19 protein-coding genes are annotated in these 16,021 nt (G+C 68.7%); 5 read left to right on the top strand and 14 right to left on the bottom strand.

The features are described from left to right. Nucleotides 1–2 precede the first annotated feature (2 nt). Nucleotides 3–1,541, bottom strand: a complete 1,539-nt coding sequence (locus SFC76_RS03530) for an ABC transporter permease/substrate-binding protein (protein WP_322848120.1) — start codon at nucleotides 1,539–1,541, stop codon at nucleotides 3–5. Then, the gene (locus SFC76_RS03525; protein WP_322848119.1) at nucleotides 1,538–2,302 is read right to left on the bottom strand and encodes an ATP-binding cassette domain-containing protein; all 765 of its coding nucleotides are present in this window, start codon (nucleotides 2,300–2,302) and stop codon (nucleotides 1,538–1,540) included. Before SFC76_RS03525 ends, SFC76_RS03530 begins: the two co-directional genes overlap by 4 nt. Nucleotides 2,303–2,362: 60 nt before the next feature. Between SFC76_RS03525 and SFC76_RS03520 the strand changes: the two genes are divergently transcribed. Next, complete coding sequence (locus SFC76_RS03520) at nucleotides 2,363–3,151, top strand: SDR family oxidoreductase (RefSeq protein WP_322848118.1); 789 nt, start codon at nucleotides 2,363–2,365, stop codon at nucleotides 3,149–3,151. Nucleotides 3,152–3,158: 7 nt separating this feature from the next. On the opposite strand, the gene SFC76_RS03515 is transcribed toward SFC76_RS03520, so the two are convergent. Next, the gene (locus SFC76_RS03515) at nucleotides 3,159–3,452 is read right to left on the bottom strand and encodes a 4a-hydroxytetrahydrobiopterin dehydratase (RefSeq protein ID WP_038664984.1); all 294 of its coding nucleotides are present in this window, start codon (nucleotides 3,450–3,452) and stop codon (nucleotides 3,159–3,161) included. A 49-nt stretch (nucleotides 3,453–3,501) separates the two neighbouring features. Between SFC76_RS03515 and SFC76_RS03510 the strand changes: the two genes are divergently transcribed. Genes SFC76_RS03510 through SFC76_RS03500 form a run of 3 tightly spaced genes read left to right on the top strand, consistent with a single transcriptional unit; the run spans nucleotide 3,502 to nucleotide 5,113 of the window. Further along, entirely contained in the window at nucleotides 3,502–3,912 is a 411-nt protein-coding gene (locus SFC76_RS03510) for a metallopeptidase family protein (RefSeq protein WP_322848117.1), read from the top strand. Then, a complete protein-coding gene (gene ccmA, locus SFC76_RS03505) occupies nucleotides 3,909–4,463 on the top strand; it encodes a heme ABC exporter ATP-binding protein CcmA (RefSeq protein ID WP_322848116.1) in 555 nt (184 codons plus the stop codon). Before SFC76_RS03510 ends, ccmA begins: the two co-directional genes overlap by 4 nt. Further along, nucleotides 4,463–5,113 (top strand): heme exporter protein CcmB, encoded by a 651-nt coding sequence (locus tag SFC76_RS03500; RefSeq protein ID WP_322848115.1) that lies wholly within the window; start codon nucleotides 4,463–4,465, stop codon nucleotides 5,111–5,113. The genes ccmA and SFC76_RS03500 overlap by 1 nt, the downstream gene beginning before the upstream one ends. Here SFC76_RS03500 and SFC76_RS03495 read toward each other — a convergent pair. From SFC76_RS03495 to SFC76_RS03455, 9 genes are all read right to left on the bottom strand, one after another. Beyond that, the gene (locus SFC76_RS03495) at nucleotides 5,101–5,304 is read right to left on the bottom strand and encodes a hypothetical protein (protein WP_322848114.1); all 204 of its coding nucleotides are present in this window, start codon (nucleotides 5,302–5,304) and stop codon (nucleotides 5,101–5,103) included. The genes SFC76_RS03500 and SFC76_RS03495 overlap by 13 nt on opposite strands. 95 nt (nucleotides 5,305–5,399) lie before the next feature. Further along, the gene (locus SFC76_RS03490) at nucleotides 5,400–6,269 is read right to left on the bottom strand and encodes a class I SAM-dependent methyltransferase (protein ID WP_322848113.1); all 870 of its coding nucleotides are present in this window, start codon (nucleotides 6,267–6,269) and stop codon (nucleotides 5,400–5,402) included. Continuing rightward, nucleotides 6,266–7,657 (bottom strand): threonine synthase, encoded by a 1,392-nt coding sequence (thrC, locus tag SFC76_RS03485; protein WP_322848112.1) that lies wholly within the window; start codon nucleotides 7,655–7,657, stop codon nucleotides 6,266–6,268. The genes SFC76_RS03490 and thrC overlap by 4 nt, the downstream gene beginning before the upstream one ends. Before the next feature lie 208 nt (nucleotides 7,658–7,865). Continuing rightward, nucleotides 7,866–8,471, bottom strand: a complete 606-nt coding sequence (locus SFC76_RS03480; protein WP_322848111.1) for an SURF1 family protein — start codon at nucleotides 8,469–8,471, stop codon at nucleotides 7,866–7,868. Next, nucleotides 8,468–8,863, bottom strand: a complete 396-nt coding sequence (locus SFC76_RS03475) for a DUF983 domain-containing protein (protein ID WP_322848110.1) — start codon at nucleotides 8,861–8,863, stop codon at nucleotides 8,468–8,470. The genes SFC76_RS03480 and SFC76_RS03475 overlap by 4 nt, the downstream gene beginning before the upstream one ends. Nucleotides 8,864–8,883: 20 nt before the next feature. Then, nucleotides 8,884–9,816 carry a cytochrome c oxidase subunit 3 gene (locus tag SFC76_RS03470; RefSeq protein WP_322848109.1) on the bottom strand — a complete coding sequence of 311 codons (933 nt, stop codon included), beginning with the start codon at nucleotides 9,814–9,816 and terminating at the stop codon, nucleotides 8,884–8,886. 38 nt (nucleotides 9,817–9,854) lie between these two features. After that, nucleotides 9,855–10,421, bottom strand: coding sequence for a cytochrome c oxidase assembly protein (locus tag SFC76_RS03465; protein WP_322848108.1), 567 nt, complete (start codon nucleotides 10,419–10,421; stop codon nucleotides 9,855–9,857). Further along, nucleotides 10,418–10,552: a hypothetical protein gene (locus tag SFC76_RS03460; protein WP_281177470.1), complete on the bottom strand. Its 135-nt coding sequence runs from the start codon at nucleotides 10,550–10,552 to the stop codon at nucleotides 10,418–10,420. Before SFC76_RS03460 ends, SFC76_RS03465 begins: the two co-directional genes overlap by 4 nt. Next, nucleotides 10,549–11,451, bottom strand: coding sequence for a heme o synthase (locus SFC76_RS03455; RefSeq protein ID WP_322848620.1), 903 nt, complete (start codon nucleotides 11,449–11,451; stop codon nucleotides 10,549–10,551). Before SFC76_RS03455 ends, SFC76_RS03460 begins: the two co-directional genes overlap by 4 nt. Before the next feature lie 145 nt (nucleotides 11,452–11,596). Here SFC76_RS03455 and SFC76_RS03450 point away from each other — a divergent pair, with 145 nt between their 5' ends. Further along, nucleotides 11,597–12,490: an iron-containing redox enzyme family protein gene (locus tag SFC76_RS03450; protein WP_322848107.1), complete on the top strand. Its 894-nt coding sequence runs from the start codon at nucleotides 11,597–11,599 to the stop codon at nucleotides 12,488–12,490. A 350-nt stretch (nucleotides 12,491–12,840) separates the two neighbouring features. Here the strand turns inward: SFC76_RS03450 and SFC76_RS03445 are convergent, their stop codons facing one another. Further along, on the bottom strand, nucleotides 12,841–14,223 hold the full coding sequence (locus SFC76_RS03445) for a DUF1501 domain-containing protein (RefSeq protein ID WP_322848106.1): 1,383 nt from the start codon (nucleotides 14,221–14,223) through the stop codon (nucleotides 12,841–12,843). 5 nt (nucleotides 14,224–14,228) lie between these two features. Next, a complete protein-coding gene (locus SFC76_RS03440) occupies nucleotides 14,229–15,941 on the bottom strand; it encodes a DUF1800 domain-containing protein (RefSeq protein WP_322848105.1) in 1,713 nt (570 codons plus the stop codon). Between the last annotated feature and the right edge of the window lie 80 nt (nucleotides 15,942–16,021).

Below are 16,021 nucleotides of genomic sequence, written 5' to 3'. Positions count from 1 at the left end.
CTCTAGAGCCCCAGCCGCCGCGCTAGCCAGTCCGCCGCCTCTTCCGGCGTGCGCTTGCCGTCGTCGCGATCGACCTGATAATTGGCCTCGCGCATCGCGGCGACCGGGACACGTCCGACCAGCGGCGTTAGCGCGGCGGTGAAGGCGGCGTCCTTGGCGCGCGCCGGCGCGACGAGCAGCAGGGCATCGTAACTGGGGATCGCGTGCCTCGGATCGGTCAGCACCGTCAGGTGATCCGCCGCGATCCGCCCGTCGGAGGAGAAAGCGGAGATCACGTCCGCTTCGCCGCTCGCCAGCGCGCGGTACATGAAGGTCGGCGCATAAGGCGTCGCCCTCTGGAAGCGCAGCGGATAGACGCGGCGCACCGCCGCCCATTCCGGCCGTTCGAGGAATTCGAGATCGCTGCCGAAGCGCAACGCGGGCGCCGCCGCGACGAGATCGGACAGGCTGGCGATGCCGCGCCGCCTGGCATCGTCGCCACGCATCGCAAAGGCATAAGCATTTTCGAAGCCGAGCGAGCCGATCAATCGCACGCCGCTGCTCGCCTGCGTCCAGCGGCCGATCGCGGCGGTCATCGCCTTGGGATCGGGCACGTCGCTGCGCCGCATCGCCCCGGTCCACAGCGTGCCGGCATAATCGACATAGACGTCGATCGCGCCGCTGGTCAGCGCGCCATAGACCACCGCCGAACCGAGGCCATCGCGATAGCGGACGGTATAGCCGGCGCGGGTCAGCCGGTCGCCGATCAGCCGGGCGAGGATATATTGTTCGGAGAAATTCTTGGCGCCGACCGTCACCACCTTGCCGCCCGTCGCGCGCGGCCAGAGCGGCGCGGTGGCGGCGAGCAACGCGGCGACCAGCGTCACGGTCGCACCGAGCCAGAGCAACCGGCGCCGGTGCGCGATACCATGTTCGATCATTCCGATCAGCGCGTCGACGCCGAGCGCCAGCCCGGCCGCGGCGAAACAGCCGGCGAGCACCAACGCCCAATTCTGCGTCTGCAATCCGGCGAAGATCATGTCGCCGAGGCTCGGCTGGCCGACGGTGGTCGACAGCGTCGCCGCGCCGATCGTCCAGACCGCGGCGGTACGGATGCCGGCGATCAGCACCGGCGCGACCAGCGGCGCCTCGACCAGCCGCAGCGTCTGCACGGGCGTCATGCCGACCGCCTTGGCCGCCTGGCGCACCGCGGGGTCGATCCCGGTCAGCCCGGCGACGCCGTTGCGGATGATCGGCAGCAGCGCATAGAGCGTCAGCGCGATCAGCGACGGCAGGAATCCCAGGGCCGGGATACCGCCGCCGATCAGCGCCGACAGCCACAGCAGCAGCGGATAGAAGAGCGCAAGCAGCGCGAGGCTGGGGATGGTCTGGACGAGGCTGGCGACACCCAGGATGACGCGTCCGGTACGCGGCCGCCGCGCCGCGAGGATGGCAAGCGGCAGGCTGATCGCTATGCCGAGCAGCAGCGCCGCCGCCGACAGCAGCACGTGCTGCGCGAGCAGCGGCGGCACCCGGCCGAGCGCGTCGAGGAAGGCGCTCATGCCGCCGCTCCGTTCGCCAGCGCGTGCAGCCGCTCGGTCTGATGGCGCGGCACCGCCACCAGCGCCTGCGCCGCCTCTCCCCCACCACCGTTAAGCAGCGTCGTCGGGGTCGCATCGGCGACGATCCGGCCGGCCGCCATCACCAGCACCCGGTCGGCGAGCAGCAGCGCCTCGGCCATGTCGTGGGTGACGAGGATCGTGGTGAGGCCCAGCCGCTCGTGCAGCCGGCGGATCTCGCTGCCGAGCGCGTCGCGGGTGACCGGGTCGAGCGCGCCGAACGCCTCGTCGAGCAGCAGCAGCTTGGCGCCGGGCGCCAGCGCGCGGGCGATCGCGACCCGCTGCCGCTGGCCGCCCGACAGCGCATCGGGCAGCCGGTCGGCGATCGCGGGTGGCAGCGCGACGAGCTCGAGCAACGCGGCGACATCGGCGGGGGGCTCGCCGGCGATGCGCGGGCCGATGCCGATATTCTCGCCGACGGTCATATGCGGGAACAGGCCGATCCCCTGGAAGACATAACCGATCCGCCGCCGCAGCGCGGGGGCGGGGCCGGCGGCGATGTCCGCGCCGTCGAGCAGCATGCGGCCGGCGCCGGGATCGATCAGCCGGTTGATCATCTGGAGCAGCGTCGACTTGCCCGATCCGGACGCACCGACGAGCGCGACGAAGCTGCCCGCCGGTATGTCGAGCGAGACGCCGTCGACCGCCAACGTATCGCCGAACCTCTTGGTAACGGCGTCGAAACGGAGCGATTCTGCTGGCATCGCGCACGAGGATGCGGGATGCCGCTGCGAAAGTCCAACAATGGACGCGAGGAGGGCAGGATGACCGACGGGCGCGCGATCTTCATCACCGGCGGCGGATCGGGCATCGGCCGCGCCGTCGCCCGGCTGTTCGCCAGCCGCGGCTGGCGGGTCGGCATCGCCGACGTCGACCGAGCGGGGCTCGACGCGACCGCGGCGATGCTGCCCGCGGACATGGTCGAGCGCTTTGAGATGGACGTACGCGACCGCGACGCCTGGACCGCGAGCCTTGACGCCTTCACCCGCGCCAGCGGCGGCCGGCTCGACGTATTGTTCAACAATGCCGGCATCGGCACCGGCGGTCCGCTCGCCGAGGCGAGCTTCGCCGACATCGACCGGACGGTGGCGATCAACTTCACCGGCGTGCTCAACGGCGCGCGGATCGGCCATGCCTATCTGGCGCGGACTCCCGGATCGGTGCTGCTCAACACCTCCTCGGCCTCGGGCATCTACGGTTCGTCGGGGCTGGCGACCTATTCGGCGACCAAATTCGCGGTGCGCGGGCTCAGCGAGGCGCTCGACGGCGAATGGCATCGCGAGGGGATCAAGGTCCGCTGCCTGCTGCCGAGCTTCATCGAGACGCCGCTGCTCGACGGCGTCGCCGGCGGCACCAACCGCACGATCCGCGAATCGGTGACCGGCGCGGGGCTCGAGCTGACCCCGGTCGAGACGGTCGCGGAGGCGGCGTGGAAGGCGGTGCACGGCGACGCGCTCCACACGTATGTCGGCAAGACCGCCGAACGGCTGCGCTTCGCCGCGCGCTGGTTCCCCGGCGGGCTGCGCAAGCGGATGCGGCGGTCGCTGCGCTGAAGGCCGCTTATTCGTCGACGATCGCGTCGATCGCCTCGGCCATTTCTATGTCGCGGCCCGACAGGCCGGCGGCGTCGTGCGTGGTCAGCAGGATTTCGACGCGATTGTAGACGTTGCGCCATTCGGGGTGATGGTTGGCCTTCTCCGCCATCAGCGCGACCTGCGTCATGAAGCCGAACGCCTCGACGAAATCGGCGAAGACGAGGCTGCGGGTGATCGCGTCGCGTGCCTCGTCATAATCCCATTCCGGCAAGCCATCGAGGGCATCGGCACGTTCGGCTTCGCTAAGGGCCTCGATCATCGGCGGTCTTCCTTGCTGGACGGGAAAGGGACGCGGTATGGCGACACGCATGAACGGGCAAGATGCTTATGGACCGGCACCCGATGCCGCGGCGATCGAGGTCATCGCCCGCGACACGATCGCGCGGCTGCCGGCGGCGTTCGCCGCGCATCTCGGCGACGTGCTGCTGCTGATCGAGGAAGAGGCGGATGACGAGACGCTCGCCGCTCTGGGGATCGAGCATCCGCTCGACCTGACCGGCCTGTATCACGGCCGTCCGCTGGGCGAGAAATCGTCGATGGAATCGGGCGCGCTGCCCGATCGCATCCATCTGTACCGGCAGGCGATCCTCGTCGAATGGGTGGAAACGGGGGTGCGGCTCGACGATCTCGTCCGCCACGTCACCATCCATGAGATCGGTCACCATTTCGGCCTGTCGGACGACGATATGCACGCGCTCGAAGACGCGGTGGTGGATTGACGCGGCTGCTGCTCGACCGGGTTGCCTGCACGCGCGGCGGGCGGATGCTCTTCGAGGGGGTCGAGGTCGCGCTCGATGCGGGGGCTGCGGCCGTGGTGACCGGGCCGAACGGCGTCGGCAAGTCGAGCCTGATCCGCATCGCCGCCGGGCTGTTGCACCCCGCCGCCGGCACGGTGACCCGCGAAGGGGCGGTGGCGCTGCTCGGCGAGGCGCATGCGCTCGATCCCGAATTGCCCCTGGCACGGGCGCTGGCCTTCTGGATTGGCGATCGCGCCGGGGCGGCGATGGCCGCGGTCGGCCTCGCGGATCTCGCCGCGGTGCCGGTGCGCATCCTGTCGACCGGCCAGCGTCGCCGCGCCGGTCTGGCGCGGATCGTCGGGGCGGATGCACCGATATGGTTGCTCGACGAGCCCGCCAACGGCCTCGACAGCGACGGCGTGGCGCAGGTCGAGGCGATGATCGCCGCGCATCGCGCCGCCGGCGGGATCGCGGTCGTCGCGACGCATCAGCCGGTCGCGCTGCCCGGCGCCATCGCGGTCGCGCTCGGCTGATGCGCGTCGCTGCGATCGTCGCGCGCGACCTGCGCCGCGCCTGGGCGGGCGGCGGCGCGCTGTGGCCTGTCGCCTTTTTCCTGCTCGCGGCGATCCTGTTTCCGTTCGCGGTCGGTCCCGACACGGCACTGCTCGCGCGGATCGGCGGCGGGGTGATCTGGGCGGCGGCGCTGCTCGCCGCGTTGCTGCCGATCGAGCGGCTGGTCGGGCCGGATGTCGAGGCGGGGGTGATCGACCAATATGCGGTACGACAGGTGCCGCTCGCGCTCGTCGCCTTCGCCAAGATCGTCGCGCATTGGCTGGGCTTCGCGCCGCCGCTGATGCTGGCCGCGGTGATCGCGGCGGGGCTCTTCGACCTGTCGGCGGCGACGCTGCTGCGGATCGAACTGGGGCTGCTGATCGGCACGCCGGGATTGGCGGCGCTCGGCGTTGCCACCGCCGCGCTCGTCGCGGGGCTGCGCGGCAGCGGCGCGGTGGCGGGGCTGGTGATGCTGCCGCTGGCGATCCCGCTGCTCATCTTCGGCGCGGGATCGCTCGACGGCGGGGCGGGGGCGGTGAAGCTGCTCGCCGCGGTCAGCCTGGTGCTGACCGCGGGGGCGCCGTGGATCGCGGCGGCGGCGATCCGCAGCGGAATGGATCAGGAGTTGTGATCCGAAGCGTAGACCATCGCCGCGGCGGTGCCGGTCGCGGGCTTCAGGTGAAACCATTCCGGCCGGTCGATCGCGGTCAGGAACGCCAGCACGGTCAGGCCGAACATCAGCAGCGCCAGCCGGCCCCATAGCGGGTTCGGCTCGGCATCGTCCTGCGGGGTATTGGCGAGATCGTCATTGGGTCGCATCATATGCCTCCGGGTGCTGATCTACCGATATAGACGCCAAAGCCTTCTGATCGACGAGCGTTCCGTAACGTTTGTTTGCTGCGGCGCACCAAATGCGGTCAGCGACTCCAGCGCGCCCAGATCGCGGTCGGTAGCGTCAGGCCGCGCGCTTCCTCGCGCACGCCGAGTTCGCCCGCCTCGACCTTGCCGGGCAGGTCGCCGAACAGCTGGCGGACCAGCTCGCCGATCGCCAGCGCCGACATGCGCACCGCATAGACGGTGAGGAACAGGAAGCGGCTGTCGGCGTCGATCAGCTTGCGGCAGTCGGCGATCAGCCGCGGCAGATCCTCCTCCAGCCGCCACAATTCGCCCTCCGGCCCGCGGCCGTATTTGGGCGGGTCGAGCAGGATGCCGTCATAGCGGCGCTGGCGGCGCACCTCGCGCGCAACGAATTTGACCGCATCGTCGACGATCCAGCGGATCGGTGCCTCGGTCATGCCGGACAGGACGGCATTGCCGCGCGCCGCCTCGACCGATTTCTTCGAGGCGTCGACATGGACCATCTTGGCGCCCGCGGTGGCCATCGCCAGCGTCCCGACGCCGGTATAGCCGAACAGATTGAGGCATTCGGGCGTATCGAGATCGGCGACCTGTTCGCGCATCCAGCTCCACACCGGCGCCATGTCGGAGAAGAAGCCGAGATGGCGGAACGGCGTCGGCTGTGCGGTGAAGCGCACCTCGTTCCATTTGAGCGGCCAGCCCTCGCGCGGCACCGGCTCGGCGAAAACCCAGCGGCCGCCGCCATCCTCGTCGCTCGCCGGTACGAACTCGCCCTGCGCGCGCCAATTCTCGGTCGCGGGCGCCCACATCGCCTGCGGCTCGGGGCGGATAAAGCGGTAGCGGCCGTAGCGCTCGAGCTTGCGGCCGTTACCCGAGTCGACCAGGCCGTAATCCGCCCAGGGCTCGCCGATCAGCGTGTCGAGCTTCATGGCTTCGGCACCGCGCGCTCGGCGACATAAGCGGTGACCGCGTCGAACGTGCCGGGCAGGATGGCGTAGCGCTCCTCGCGGTCGAACAGGTCGCCGATCCGGCCGGGCAGCGTGGGGCGCTGGCCGGTGGCGCGCTCGACCGCGTCGCGGAATTTGGCGGGATGCGCGGTGGCGAGCGTCACCACCGGTACGTCGCTGTCGTGGCGGCGCGCGGCGGCGAGCGCGATCGCGGTATGCGGGTCGATCACCTGCCCGGCACGTTCGTACGCCCAACGCATCGCCAGCGTCATGTCGTCGAGGTCGACGCGATCGCTCGCGAACAGCGCCGCGCCGCTATGCTGCACGTTGGTCAGCCGCATCGCGCCCGACGATTCGAAGCCCTGCATCTGCGCGGCGAGGGCAGCGCCATCGCGCGCGCCGAGATCGTACAGCAGGCGTTCGAAGTTCGAGCTGACCTGGATGTCCATCGACGGGGTCGGCGTCTGCTGGACGACACCCTTGCTGTAATCGCCCGCCGAGATCGCGCGATGCAGGATGTCGTTGACGTTGGTCGCGACGATCAGCTTTGCGACCGGCAGGCCCATCTGCGCGGCGACATAGCCGGCGAAGACGTCGCCGAAATTGCCGGTCGGCACCGAGAAGGCGACGGTGCGCTCGGGCGCCCCGAGACGGACGGCGGCGTAGAAATAATAGACCACCTGCGCCATTAGCCGCGCCCAGTTGATCGAATTGACGGCCGACAGCGCGAACCGGCCCGAAAAGCCGGGATCGTTGAACATCTGCTTCACCAGCGCCTGCGCGGTGTCGAAGTCGCCGTCGATCGCGATATTGTGGACGTTGGGGGCGAGCACCGTCGTCATTTGGCGGCGCTGCACGTCCGACACCCGGCCGGCGGGGTGGAGCATGAACACGTCGACACCGGCCCGGCCGGCAAGCGCGTCGATCGCCGCCGAACCGGTATCGCCGCTGGTCGCGCCGACGACGGTGAGATGCCGGTCGCTGCCGGTCAGGAACCGTTCGAACAACAGGCCGAGCAATTGTAGCGCGACGTCCTTGAACGCCAGCGTCGGGCCGTGGAACAGCTCGAGCAGCCATTGGTCGTGGTCGAGCTGGACCAGCGGCGTCACCGCGGCGTGGCTGAACCGGCCATAGGCCTGCGTGCAAAGGTCCTTCAACTCGTCGGGCGTGAGCGCGTCGCCGACGAAGGGCGTCATCACCGCGACCGCGGTATCGACATAGGAGAGGTTGGCGAGCCCGGCGATCTGTTCGCGCGTCAGGCTCGGCCAGCTTTCGGGCAGGTAGAGGCCGCCGTCGGACGCCAGCCCGGCAAGGGTGACGTCGCGGAAATCGAGCGCGGGCGCGGCGCCGCGGGTGCTGACATAACGCATCGCGGCTGGGTAGCGGGAGCGGGCGTGGGGGGCAACGGCGGGTTTGCTTGGGGGCAATGGGTTTGGGGCTATTGGGGGGGGGCGACTGATTCCTCCCCCGCCAGGGGGAGGTGGCGCTGCGGAGCGGTGACGGAGGGGGAGGATACGGCGCACTCCGCGATTGTGCACACGCCCCCTCCACCATGGCCTTCGGCCCCTTGCACTCCCGCTAACGCGAGGGAGGATTTGGGGGAGCGACCCGCCGCCGCAGCGCCAGCACATAGATCACCGCCGCGATCGCGGCGAAGAAGAACCATTGCACCGCGTAGGACAGATGGTTGTTCGGCACCGACGACAAATCCGGTCTGCCGTTCGCCGCGAGCCCGAGCGGCGGCGTGTCGGCGACGAGCAGCAGGCGTTGCGGACTATGATCGAACAGCGCACCGATCAGCGACCGGCCGTCGGGCGCATGGCTGATATAGCCCTTCACCGCGCCGCCCGACCAGCGCGGCGTGAACATCGGATCGGGCGTCGTGCCGAGCTGGACGACCAGCCCGCCGCGGCAATCGACGATCAGGCGGAAACCCGCGGCCCCCGCGCCGACCAGCCGCTGCGCAACCGGATGGCTGCACGTCGCGGTCGTGCGGCGGAAGAGCAGGCGGTCGTCGGGCGTCGTCGGAAAGGCGATCGGCGGCTTGGCGGGATTGGCGGCGAGCTGCGCCAGATACGCCTCTTTCTTCGGCGCGCGGTCGAGCAATTGCCACAGGCCCAGCGCGATCATCGCCGCCACCGCGAGCGCGACGACGAGGGTCGGGATCAGCGGTACGCGCCTCATGGTCGCGGATCGATGCGCCCTTCGCGCGCGGCGTTGCGGAACTCGGCGGACATCAGCGCACCCTTGGCGAGGCGCAGCGACCAGATCACCCCTGCGAGTGTCACTGGGATCCAAATTAACATATGTAGCCACAGTGGCGGGTGCAGCGTCAGTTCGAGCATGATCGCGCCGATGACCACGATCGTGCCGAGAATCAGCGTCAGGAAGGCGGCGGGGCCGTCGCCGACGTTGAACCGGGTGAAGTCGAGCCCGCATGCCGAACAGCGGTCGGCGAATTTGATCATCTTGGCGAAGAGGGTGGGCTTGCCGCAGCGCGGGCAGAGGCCGCGCAGGCCAGCCTGGACGACCGAGGGCATGCCATTCGCCGGCGGCAGGGGCGTCGGATCAGTCATAAGCGACGCCCTATCCTTCATCAGCCGCCGTGGATCGGCGCGCCCCAGCCACCCCAGACGTAGATGGTGACGAACAGGAACAGCCACACCACGTCGACGAAATGCCAATACCACGCCGCCGCCTCGAAGCCGAAATGCTGGCGTGGCGTGAAGTCGCCCTTGTAGGCGCGGATCAGGCAGACGGCGAGGAAGATCGTGCCGATGAGCACGTGGAAGCCGTGGAAGCCGGTCGCCATGAAGAAGGCGGCGCCATAGTTCAGCCCCTTGAACGGGAAGGGCGCGTGCATGTACTCATAGGCCTGGATCGAGCTGAACAGCACGCCCAGCGCGACCGTCAGCCACAGGCCCTTGAGCACGCCGTCGCGATTGCCGACGCCGAGCATGCCCCACAGGCCGGTCTTCTCGCCGCCGCGCTGGTTGTGGATCAGCGCGTGGTGCGCCCAGGTGACGGTGGTGCCGCTGGTCAGCAGGATCAGCGTGTTGAGCAACGGCAGTTCGAAGGCGTTGATGACCTCAAGCCCCTTGGGCGGCCATTGCGCGGCGATCGCCGCGGCGCCCTCGGCGGCGCGCTCGACCTGGCCGTCGACGAAGCTCATCGCGGTCGGGAACAGCGCGAAGTCGAAGAAGGCCCAGAACCAGCCAACGAAGAACATGACTTCGGAGGCGATGAACAGGATCATGCCATAACGGAAATGGAGCTGGACGACCGGCGTATGATCGCCGTGATGCGCCTCGCGCACCACCTCGGCCCACCAGCTGTACATCGTGAACAGCACGCCCGCGAGACCGGCGAGGAAAATCCAGCCGCCGCCATTGGCCTTGTCGGCGGCGAGATGGCCGCCGTGCATCCACATGATCGCGCCCGACGCCATCACCAGCGCCGACAGCGATCCGAACAGGGGCCAGATGCTGGGGGGCAGGATATGGTAATCGTGGTTCTTGGCGCCGGCCATGGTCGTTTCCCTGTTCTCTAATCCTCTTGGGTCAACGCTTAGCCCGCCGATTTCGCGGAATCCACCGGGTAAAACGTATAGGAGAGCGTGATCGTCTCGACGTCGCGCGCGTCGGGGTCGTCCATGATCTTGGGGTCGACGAAGAAGATCACCGGCATGCGCTGCGTCTCGCCCGGTCGCAGCGTCTGCTGGGTGAAGCAGAAACACTGGATCTTGGTGAAATATTTGCCCGCCTGGCTGGGTGTGACGTTGAACGTCGCGGTGCCGGTGATCGGCTTCGTATCGGTGTTGGTCGCGGTGAAGAACGCCATGTCGCGCGCACCGATCTTGACGGTTTCCGATCCCGCTTCGGGGCGGAAGCGCCATTTCATGCCGGGCGCGACATTGCTGTCGAAATCGATGCGGATCAGCTTGTTGACCGCGCCCGGCGCCTCCAGCCCGCGCTGCGTCGTGCCGTTGAGCCCGGTGACCTGGCAGAACAGGCGATAGAGCGGGATGCTCGCCCAGGCGACGCCGGTCATGAAGCAGATGCCGAGCACCGCGAACAGCGCGGTACGCAGCTGGCGCCGGGTCGCGTCGGCATCGGGACGCGCCGGCGCGGTCATATCATGCCCTGCCGGATCTTGGTGATCGCGATCGCGAAGATCAGGATGACGAAGGCACCCAGCAGCAGCGCCATCACGCGCGCGCGCGACCGCTGGCGCTGGCGGATCAGATCCTGTTCGTCGGGGGTCATGCGAACACCCAGCGATCGACGACGAGCGCGCCGAACACGACGAAGAGGTAGAGGATCGAATAACTGAACAAGCGCTTCTCTGGCTTCATCGTGTCGTCCGCGCCGGTGGTCCGGGTCGCGACGACGAGCGCGAGCGCGGCGAAGATCGCGGTGGTGACGCTCGCCACCCCGCCATAGAGCGGCCCCGTCAGGCCGAGCGGCCAGGGCAGGATCGCGACCAGCGCCATCGGGATCGTGTAGAGGCCGATCTGGCGCCGCGTCACCCGCTCGCCCGCAACGACGGGCAGCATCGGCACGCCGGCATTGGCGTAATCGGTCTTCACGAACAGCGCGAGCGCCCAGAAATGCGGCGGCGTCCATAGGAAGACGAGGCCGAACAGCAGCAGCGGCAGCGTGGCGACCTGTCCGGTCGCCGCCGCCCAGCCGATCAGCGGCGGGAAGGCGCCGGCGGCGCCGCCGATGACGATGTTCTGCGGCGTGCGGCGCTTGAGCCAGACGGTATAGACGAGGACGTAGAACAGGATCGAGACGGTCAGGATCGCCGCGGCGGCGAGGTTGATCGCGAAATACATCAGGATCACGGAAAAGGCGGCGAGCCCGACGCCGAAGTGCAGCGCCGATTCGCGGTCCATCCGGCCGTCGGGCAGCGGGCGCTTCTGCGTCCGCCGCATCTTGGCGTCGATATCCGCCTCATACCATTGGTTGAGCGCCCCCGCTGCGCCCGCGCCGAGCGCGATGCACAGGATCGCGGTGAAGCCGAGCACCGGAGGGATGCCGACCGGCGCCGCCAGCATGCCGCACAAACCGGTGAAGACGACCAGCGTCATCACCCGCGGCTTGGTCAGCGCGAGGAAGTCGCGCCAGTCGGCGGGGGGCAGCAGAGGCGTCGCGACCGTCATCATCGACCGGCTATACGCGCGCCGGGCGGCTTGGGGAAGCAGCGCCATCGCCCAACGACTATCGTCCTGATGCATATCAACCGATTCGGAGGCGCAAGGAACGATAAACAGATCAAGCGGTTGGCCAGCCCACTAGGAGATTCGAATGGCTACCCGCATCGTTGACGCCGAACTGCGCGCGTCACAATTCCTCACCGACAGCTTTCAGCGCGGATTGGCGCACTGGAACCGGGAGCGGTTGGAACCCGGTTTCCCGACCACCGACTGGCAGCGCGTGCTGGACCGCGACGTCCGCATGCAGCGCCTCGAAGGCGGGTTCCTGGAGGAATTGCGCGAGGAAGTGGCAGCCGAGGCGGCCGCGGCACCGACCGACGTCGAGGGCTTCGTCGCCTGGTTCGAGGAGCTGAAGCAGAGCGGGCCGGGCCAGCACGACCCGCTGTTCCCGTGGCTCGCCGAAGAGGCGAACCTCGACCAGCTGCGCTGGTTCTTCGAGCAGGAAGCCGCCGGCGAGGCGGGCTTCGACGATCTCGTCGCGATGACGCAGGTCAAGCTGCCGACCTATCCCAAGCTCGAACTCGCCCGCAATTATTGGGACGAGATGGGTCGCGGCAACGCCAAGGGCATGCACGGTCCGATGCTCGACGCGCTGGTCGAGACGCTGGCGGTCAATCCGGTGATCGAGAATACGTTGTGGCAGAGCCTGTGCCTCGCCAATGCGATGACCGCGATGGCGACCAGCCGCCGTTATGCGTGGCATTCGGTGGGCGCGCTCGGCGTGATCGAGCTGACCGCGCCGGATCGTTCGGCCGCGACGGCCAAGGGGCTACGCCGCCACGGCTTCTCCGACAAGGAGCGACGCTATTTCGATCTGCACGCGGTGCTCGACATCAAGCATAGCGAGGATTGGAACCGTGAGGCGATCCGGCCGGCGGTGGAACAAGATCCGCGTCGCGCGACCGCGATGGCCGAGGGTGCGCTGATCCGGCTGCGCTGCGGCGAGCGCTGCTTCGAGGCGTATCGCGGCGTGTTGATGGGGTGACTTTAAATCCTCCCCCGCAAGGGGGAGGTGGCGCGCCCGAAGGGCGTGACGGAGGGGGAGGACAGGGCGGGAGTTCGGTAACCGGGCTCCCGCCCTGTCCTCCCCCTCCACCATTCGGCTAATGCCGAACGGTCCCCCTCCCCCTGGCGGGGGAGGAATTTCGGGTTGCGATCCGCTGATATGGCGGCGTTTCTATCGTTGCATGTCGACGACCAATCCCTCCCCGGTACGGGGAGGTGGCACCGCGCAGCGGTGACGGAGGGGGCTTCCACCAGCGGAATGTTCGCCGAAGCCCCCTCCACCATTCGCTGCGCGAACGGTCCCCCTCCCCGTGCCGGGGAGGAACGAGATCAGACGAAACCCAGGTTCCAGTTGGACGCATTGTAATTGCCCATGTTGGGCAGCACCGTCGTCAGGTCGCCGTTGCCGACCCCGAACCAGCTCGCCAGCGTCGCGGCATATTGGTCGACCGCGATCGTCGGCAGCAGGCGGCCTTGGCCGACATCGTCGGGGGTGCCGTTGCCGACCTGCGGCGCGGTGCCGAAGAATCGTTTGCCGCGTACCGCGCCGCCCATCACCAGATGATGGCTGCCCCAGCCGTGATCCGAACCGTCGTCGTTCGACTGGAGCGTCCGGCCGAAGTCGGAGGCGGTGAAGCTCGTCACCTTGTCCGCCACGCCCAAAGCGACGGTGGTGTCGTAGAAGGCGCGCATCGCATCGGCGACCTTGCCGATCAGCCCCGGCTGCACCGCGACGAGATTGTCGTGCAGGTCGAAACCGCCGATCGAGACGAAGAACACCTGCCGCTTGGCGCCGAGCTGCGACGACACGGATATCAGCCGCGCGACCATCCTGAGCTGGTCGGCGAGGCCGTTGCCGGTCGGAAACAGCGTGAAGCCGCTCGCCGGCGCGGAGGCGAGGGCGCCGCTGACCTGCGCATAGGTGTCGAGCGCGCGCTTGCTGACGCGGGCGTGCTCGTTGCCGAGCAGATGCGTGCTGCCGCCGGTCATCAGGCTGCGCAACGTCGCGCCCGCGGTGCTCGACCCGTAGAGCGTCGAGCCGCCGGCGAGCGCGATCGGGCCGCCGGTGCCGATCGCATATTGCACCGCCGATTTGCCGGTGAGGTACACGGCATTGCCGCTGGCGTTGATGCAGGTCAGCGTCGCCGCGCTATTGCCCGACTGGAACAGGTCGCCGATCCGCCCGCCCCAGCCCGAGGTCGCGCCCTCGGGGTTGGACGCCTGGAAATAGCTCTGCTGGTCGTTGTGGCTGAACAATTTGGGCGGCAGCCGGACCGCGTTCTGCTGGAACTGCGCCTTGGTGGTCGGCTGGACGAGCGTGCCGACGTTGAGCGTCACCGCGAGCTTGCCCTGATCGAATAGCGGCAGCAGCGAGGCCATCGTTGGCGCGAGCGCATATTGACGGCCGCCGGGCAGGCCCGCGGTCGGGTTGAGCACGGTGGCGGCGAGCGATTCGCGGGTCAGCGCGATGTTCGAGCGCGCGGCGAGATAGGCGGCGTAGCTCGCCTGATCGTATGCCGCGACGGTGTTAGCGTAATCGTTGCCGCCGTAGAGGAAGATGCAGACCATCGCCTTGTAGTCGGTCGCGGTCGCCGCCGCGGCCTCGCCGATCGCGGCGAGGCTGGTGACGAAGGGCGTCGCCACCCCCGCCACGCCGAGCGCGGCGGAGCGTTTGAGGAAGGCGCGGCGCGAGGAATCCCGGGTAAAGTCCATGATGGTCACCGCAGCGTCAGGAAATCGGGGGAGGCGAGCGTCAGCAGCAAGGCGATGCCGACGCGGTTGATCGGGCCGTTGGTCGCGGTCGTCGCGACGCTGTCGACCGAGGTGCGGATCGCCGTGACGGTCGCGCTGCCGAGTTGGCCCGCGGCGAGGACAAGGTTGATCTCGTCGACCAGCGCGGCGCTGTCGCCCGCTTTGGCGACCAAGTCGGTGTAATCGGGCTTGGCGTCGCCGGCGCCGTTGGCGACCAGATTCTGCATGTAATTGACGTAGGCGACGACGCTTTGTTCGTTGGTGATCTGGAATTCGGGGGCGACCAGCCCGGCGTTGCCGATCGCGCTCGCCGGCGGGCTGTAGGCGGGGCGGAAGAAGTTGAAGACGGTCTGGCTGCGCCCCATCGACTGGCCGAGCCGGTTCGACTGGCTCGACGTATCGCCGAAGCTCCACGCGTTGGACGGCGAGGCGACCTTGGCGAAGCGCGCCCAGGCGGTCAGCCGCATCACCGGCTCGCGCAACTTGCCCGCGGTGGTGCTGGCGAGCGCATCGTCGCTGCGCGCCTCGGTATCGAGCAGGATCGCCTTGATCACCGCCTTCATGTCGCCGCGCACGCCCGATCCGTTGTTGGCGAAGGTCGCGGCGACGCGGCCGACGTAACCGGCGCTCGGGTTGCTGGTGACGAGCCGCTGGATGAGCTGTTTCGACACGAAGGGCGGCAGGTTCGGGTGGGCGAAGATGGTATCGAGCGCGACCTTGACCGCCGCCATGCCGCCGCCGGTCGTCGAGGCGCCGAGGAAGCTCGCCGCGCCGGTCTCGTTGATCGCGGCGTTCATCACCAGCGGCTGGCGATAGCGGTCGGGCGTGGTGTTGTCGGTGGTCGCGAGGCTGAGCCCGGTGAACACCCGCGCGAGGCCGGAGACGTCGGCGGGGCCATAGGTTTCCAGCGGGACGCCGCCGCTCGTCTTGACGCTGCCGTCCATATCGAGCTGGTAGAGGCCGAGCGTGAAGAGCTGCATCAGCTCGCGCGCGTAATTCTCGTCGGGCTGCGCGCCGGTCTTCGCATTCGCCTTGCGATTGCCGAGGAAGGTGAGGAACGAGCCCATCGCCGCATTGGTGGTGATCGCGTCGAGCAAGCTGCGGTAATTGCCGAACGCATTGTCGAGCAGCACGTCGACATAAGCGGCGGTGGCGAACTGCTTCCAGTTGAGATTGACCCCGCCGATACCGACGACGAGCATGTCGAGCAGCGCCATGCCGATCCGCTGGCGCAATTGGTCGGGCTCGACGATCATCTGGCGCCAGAGCGTCGTGTCGAAGCCGTTCTCGCTGTTGATGTTGGCGGCGACGCCATAGCCATTGGCGACCAGCCAGTCCCAGTGCGAGGTGGCGCGCGGCAGCGCGAACTGGTCGTCGATCCAGCCTTCGTAGCGGCGGCTGACGACGCTCTCGATCATCGTGCGCGTGCCGCCCAGCGTCGTCTGCGCGAGGAAGCGGCTCGCCTGCGTCGCGGTGATCGCGGCGGGGACGACGACGACGGGGGCGCTCGACGTCGGCGGTGCGGCTGCGGTGCCGCCGCCGCTGCCACCGCCGCCGCCGCAGGCGGCGAGCAACAATGCGGGCGCGATGACGCCGCCCGCCTTGAGCGACGCGGTGACGCTGCCCGCCTCATCCAGATCGACGAACGCCCCCGCGTCCGCCCGTTCTTCGTCCAGCACTGATGTGATCCCCGGCCCCGATACGCCCTGCGCGCTTCCTGCAAGCGCCGCGTATCCGGCCGAAATCTAGCCGTTACGGT

Origin of the sequence: Sphingomonas sp. CD22 (assembly GCF_034556155.1) — a bacterium.
Lineage (GTDB): Bacteria > Pseudomonadota > Alphaproteobacteria > Sphingomonadales > Sphingomonadaceae > Sphingomonas.
The sequence above is the reverse complement of the archived record's forward strand: the minus strand, read 5'-3'. Positions and strand labels throughout refer to the sequence as shown.

Coding starts and splice junctions, on each gene's coding strand:
- SFC76_RS03500 (WP_322848115.1), top strand. CDS start 4,463: ATGCGCGTCGCTGCGATCGTCGCGCGCGACCTGCGCCGCGCCTGGGCG.
- SFC76_RS03495 (WP_322848114.1), bottom strand. CDS start 5,304: ATGATGCGACCCAATGACGATCTCGCCAATACCCCGCAGGACGATGCC.
- SFC76_RS03480 (WP_322848111.1), bottom strand. CDS start 8,471: ATGAGGCGCGTACCGCTGATCCCGACCCTCGTCGTCGCGCTCGCGGTG.
- SFC76_RS03450 (WP_322848107.1), top strand. CDS start 11,597: ATGGCTACCCGCATCGTTGACGCCGAACTGCGCGCGTCACAATTCCTC.
- SFC76_RS03475 (WP_322848110.1), bottom strand. CDS start 8,863: ATGACTGATCCGACGCCCCTGCCGCCGGCGAATGGCATGCCCTCGGTC.
- SFC76_RS03510 (WP_322848117.1), top strand. CDS start 3,502: ATGAACGGGCAAGATGCTTATGGACCGGCACCCGATGCCGCGGCGATC.
- SFC76_RS03470 (WP_322848109.1), bottom strand. CDS start 9,816: ATGGCCGGCGCCAAGAACCACGATTACCATATCCTGCCCCCCAGCATC.
- SFC76_RS03455 (WP_322848620.1), bottom strand. CDS start 11,451: ATGACGGTCGCGACGCCTCTGCTGCCCCCCGCCGACTGGCGCGACTTC.
- thrC (WP_322848112.1), bottom strand. CDS start 7,657: ATGCGTTATGTCAGCACCCGCGGCGCCGCGCCCGCGCTCGATTTCCGC.
- SFC76_RS03465 (WP_322848108.1), bottom strand. CDS start 10,421: ATGACCGCGCCGGCGCGTCCCGATGCCGACGCGACCCGGCGCCAGCTG.
- SFC76_RS03515 (WP_038664984.1), bottom strand. CDS start 3,452: ATGATCGAGGCCCTTAGCGAAGCCGAACGTGCCGATGCCCTCGATGGC.
- SFC76_RS03520 (WP_322848118.1), top strand. CDS start 2,363: ATGACCGACGGGCGCGCGATCTTCATCACCGGCGGCGGATCGGGCATC.
- SFC76_RS03530 (WP_322848120.1), bottom strand. CDS start 1,541: ATGAGCGCCTTCCTCGACGCGCTCGGCCGGGTGCCGCCGCTGCTCGCG.
- SFC76_RS03525 (WP_322848119.1), bottom strand. CDS start 2,302: ATGCCAGCAGAATCGCTCCGTTTCGACGCCGTTACCAAGAGGTTCGGC.
- SFC76_RS03490 (WP_322848113.1), bottom strand. CDS start 6,269: ATGAAGCTCGACACGCTGATCGGCGAGCCCTGGGCGGATTACGGCCTG.
- SFC76_RS03445 (WP_322848106.1), bottom strand. CDS start 14,223: ATGGACTTTACCCGGGATTCCTCGCGCCGCGCCTTCCTCAAACGCTCC.
- SFC76_RS03460 (WP_281177470.1), bottom strand. CDS start 10,552: ATGACCCCCGACGAACAGGATCTGATCCGCCAGCGCCAGCGGTCGCGC.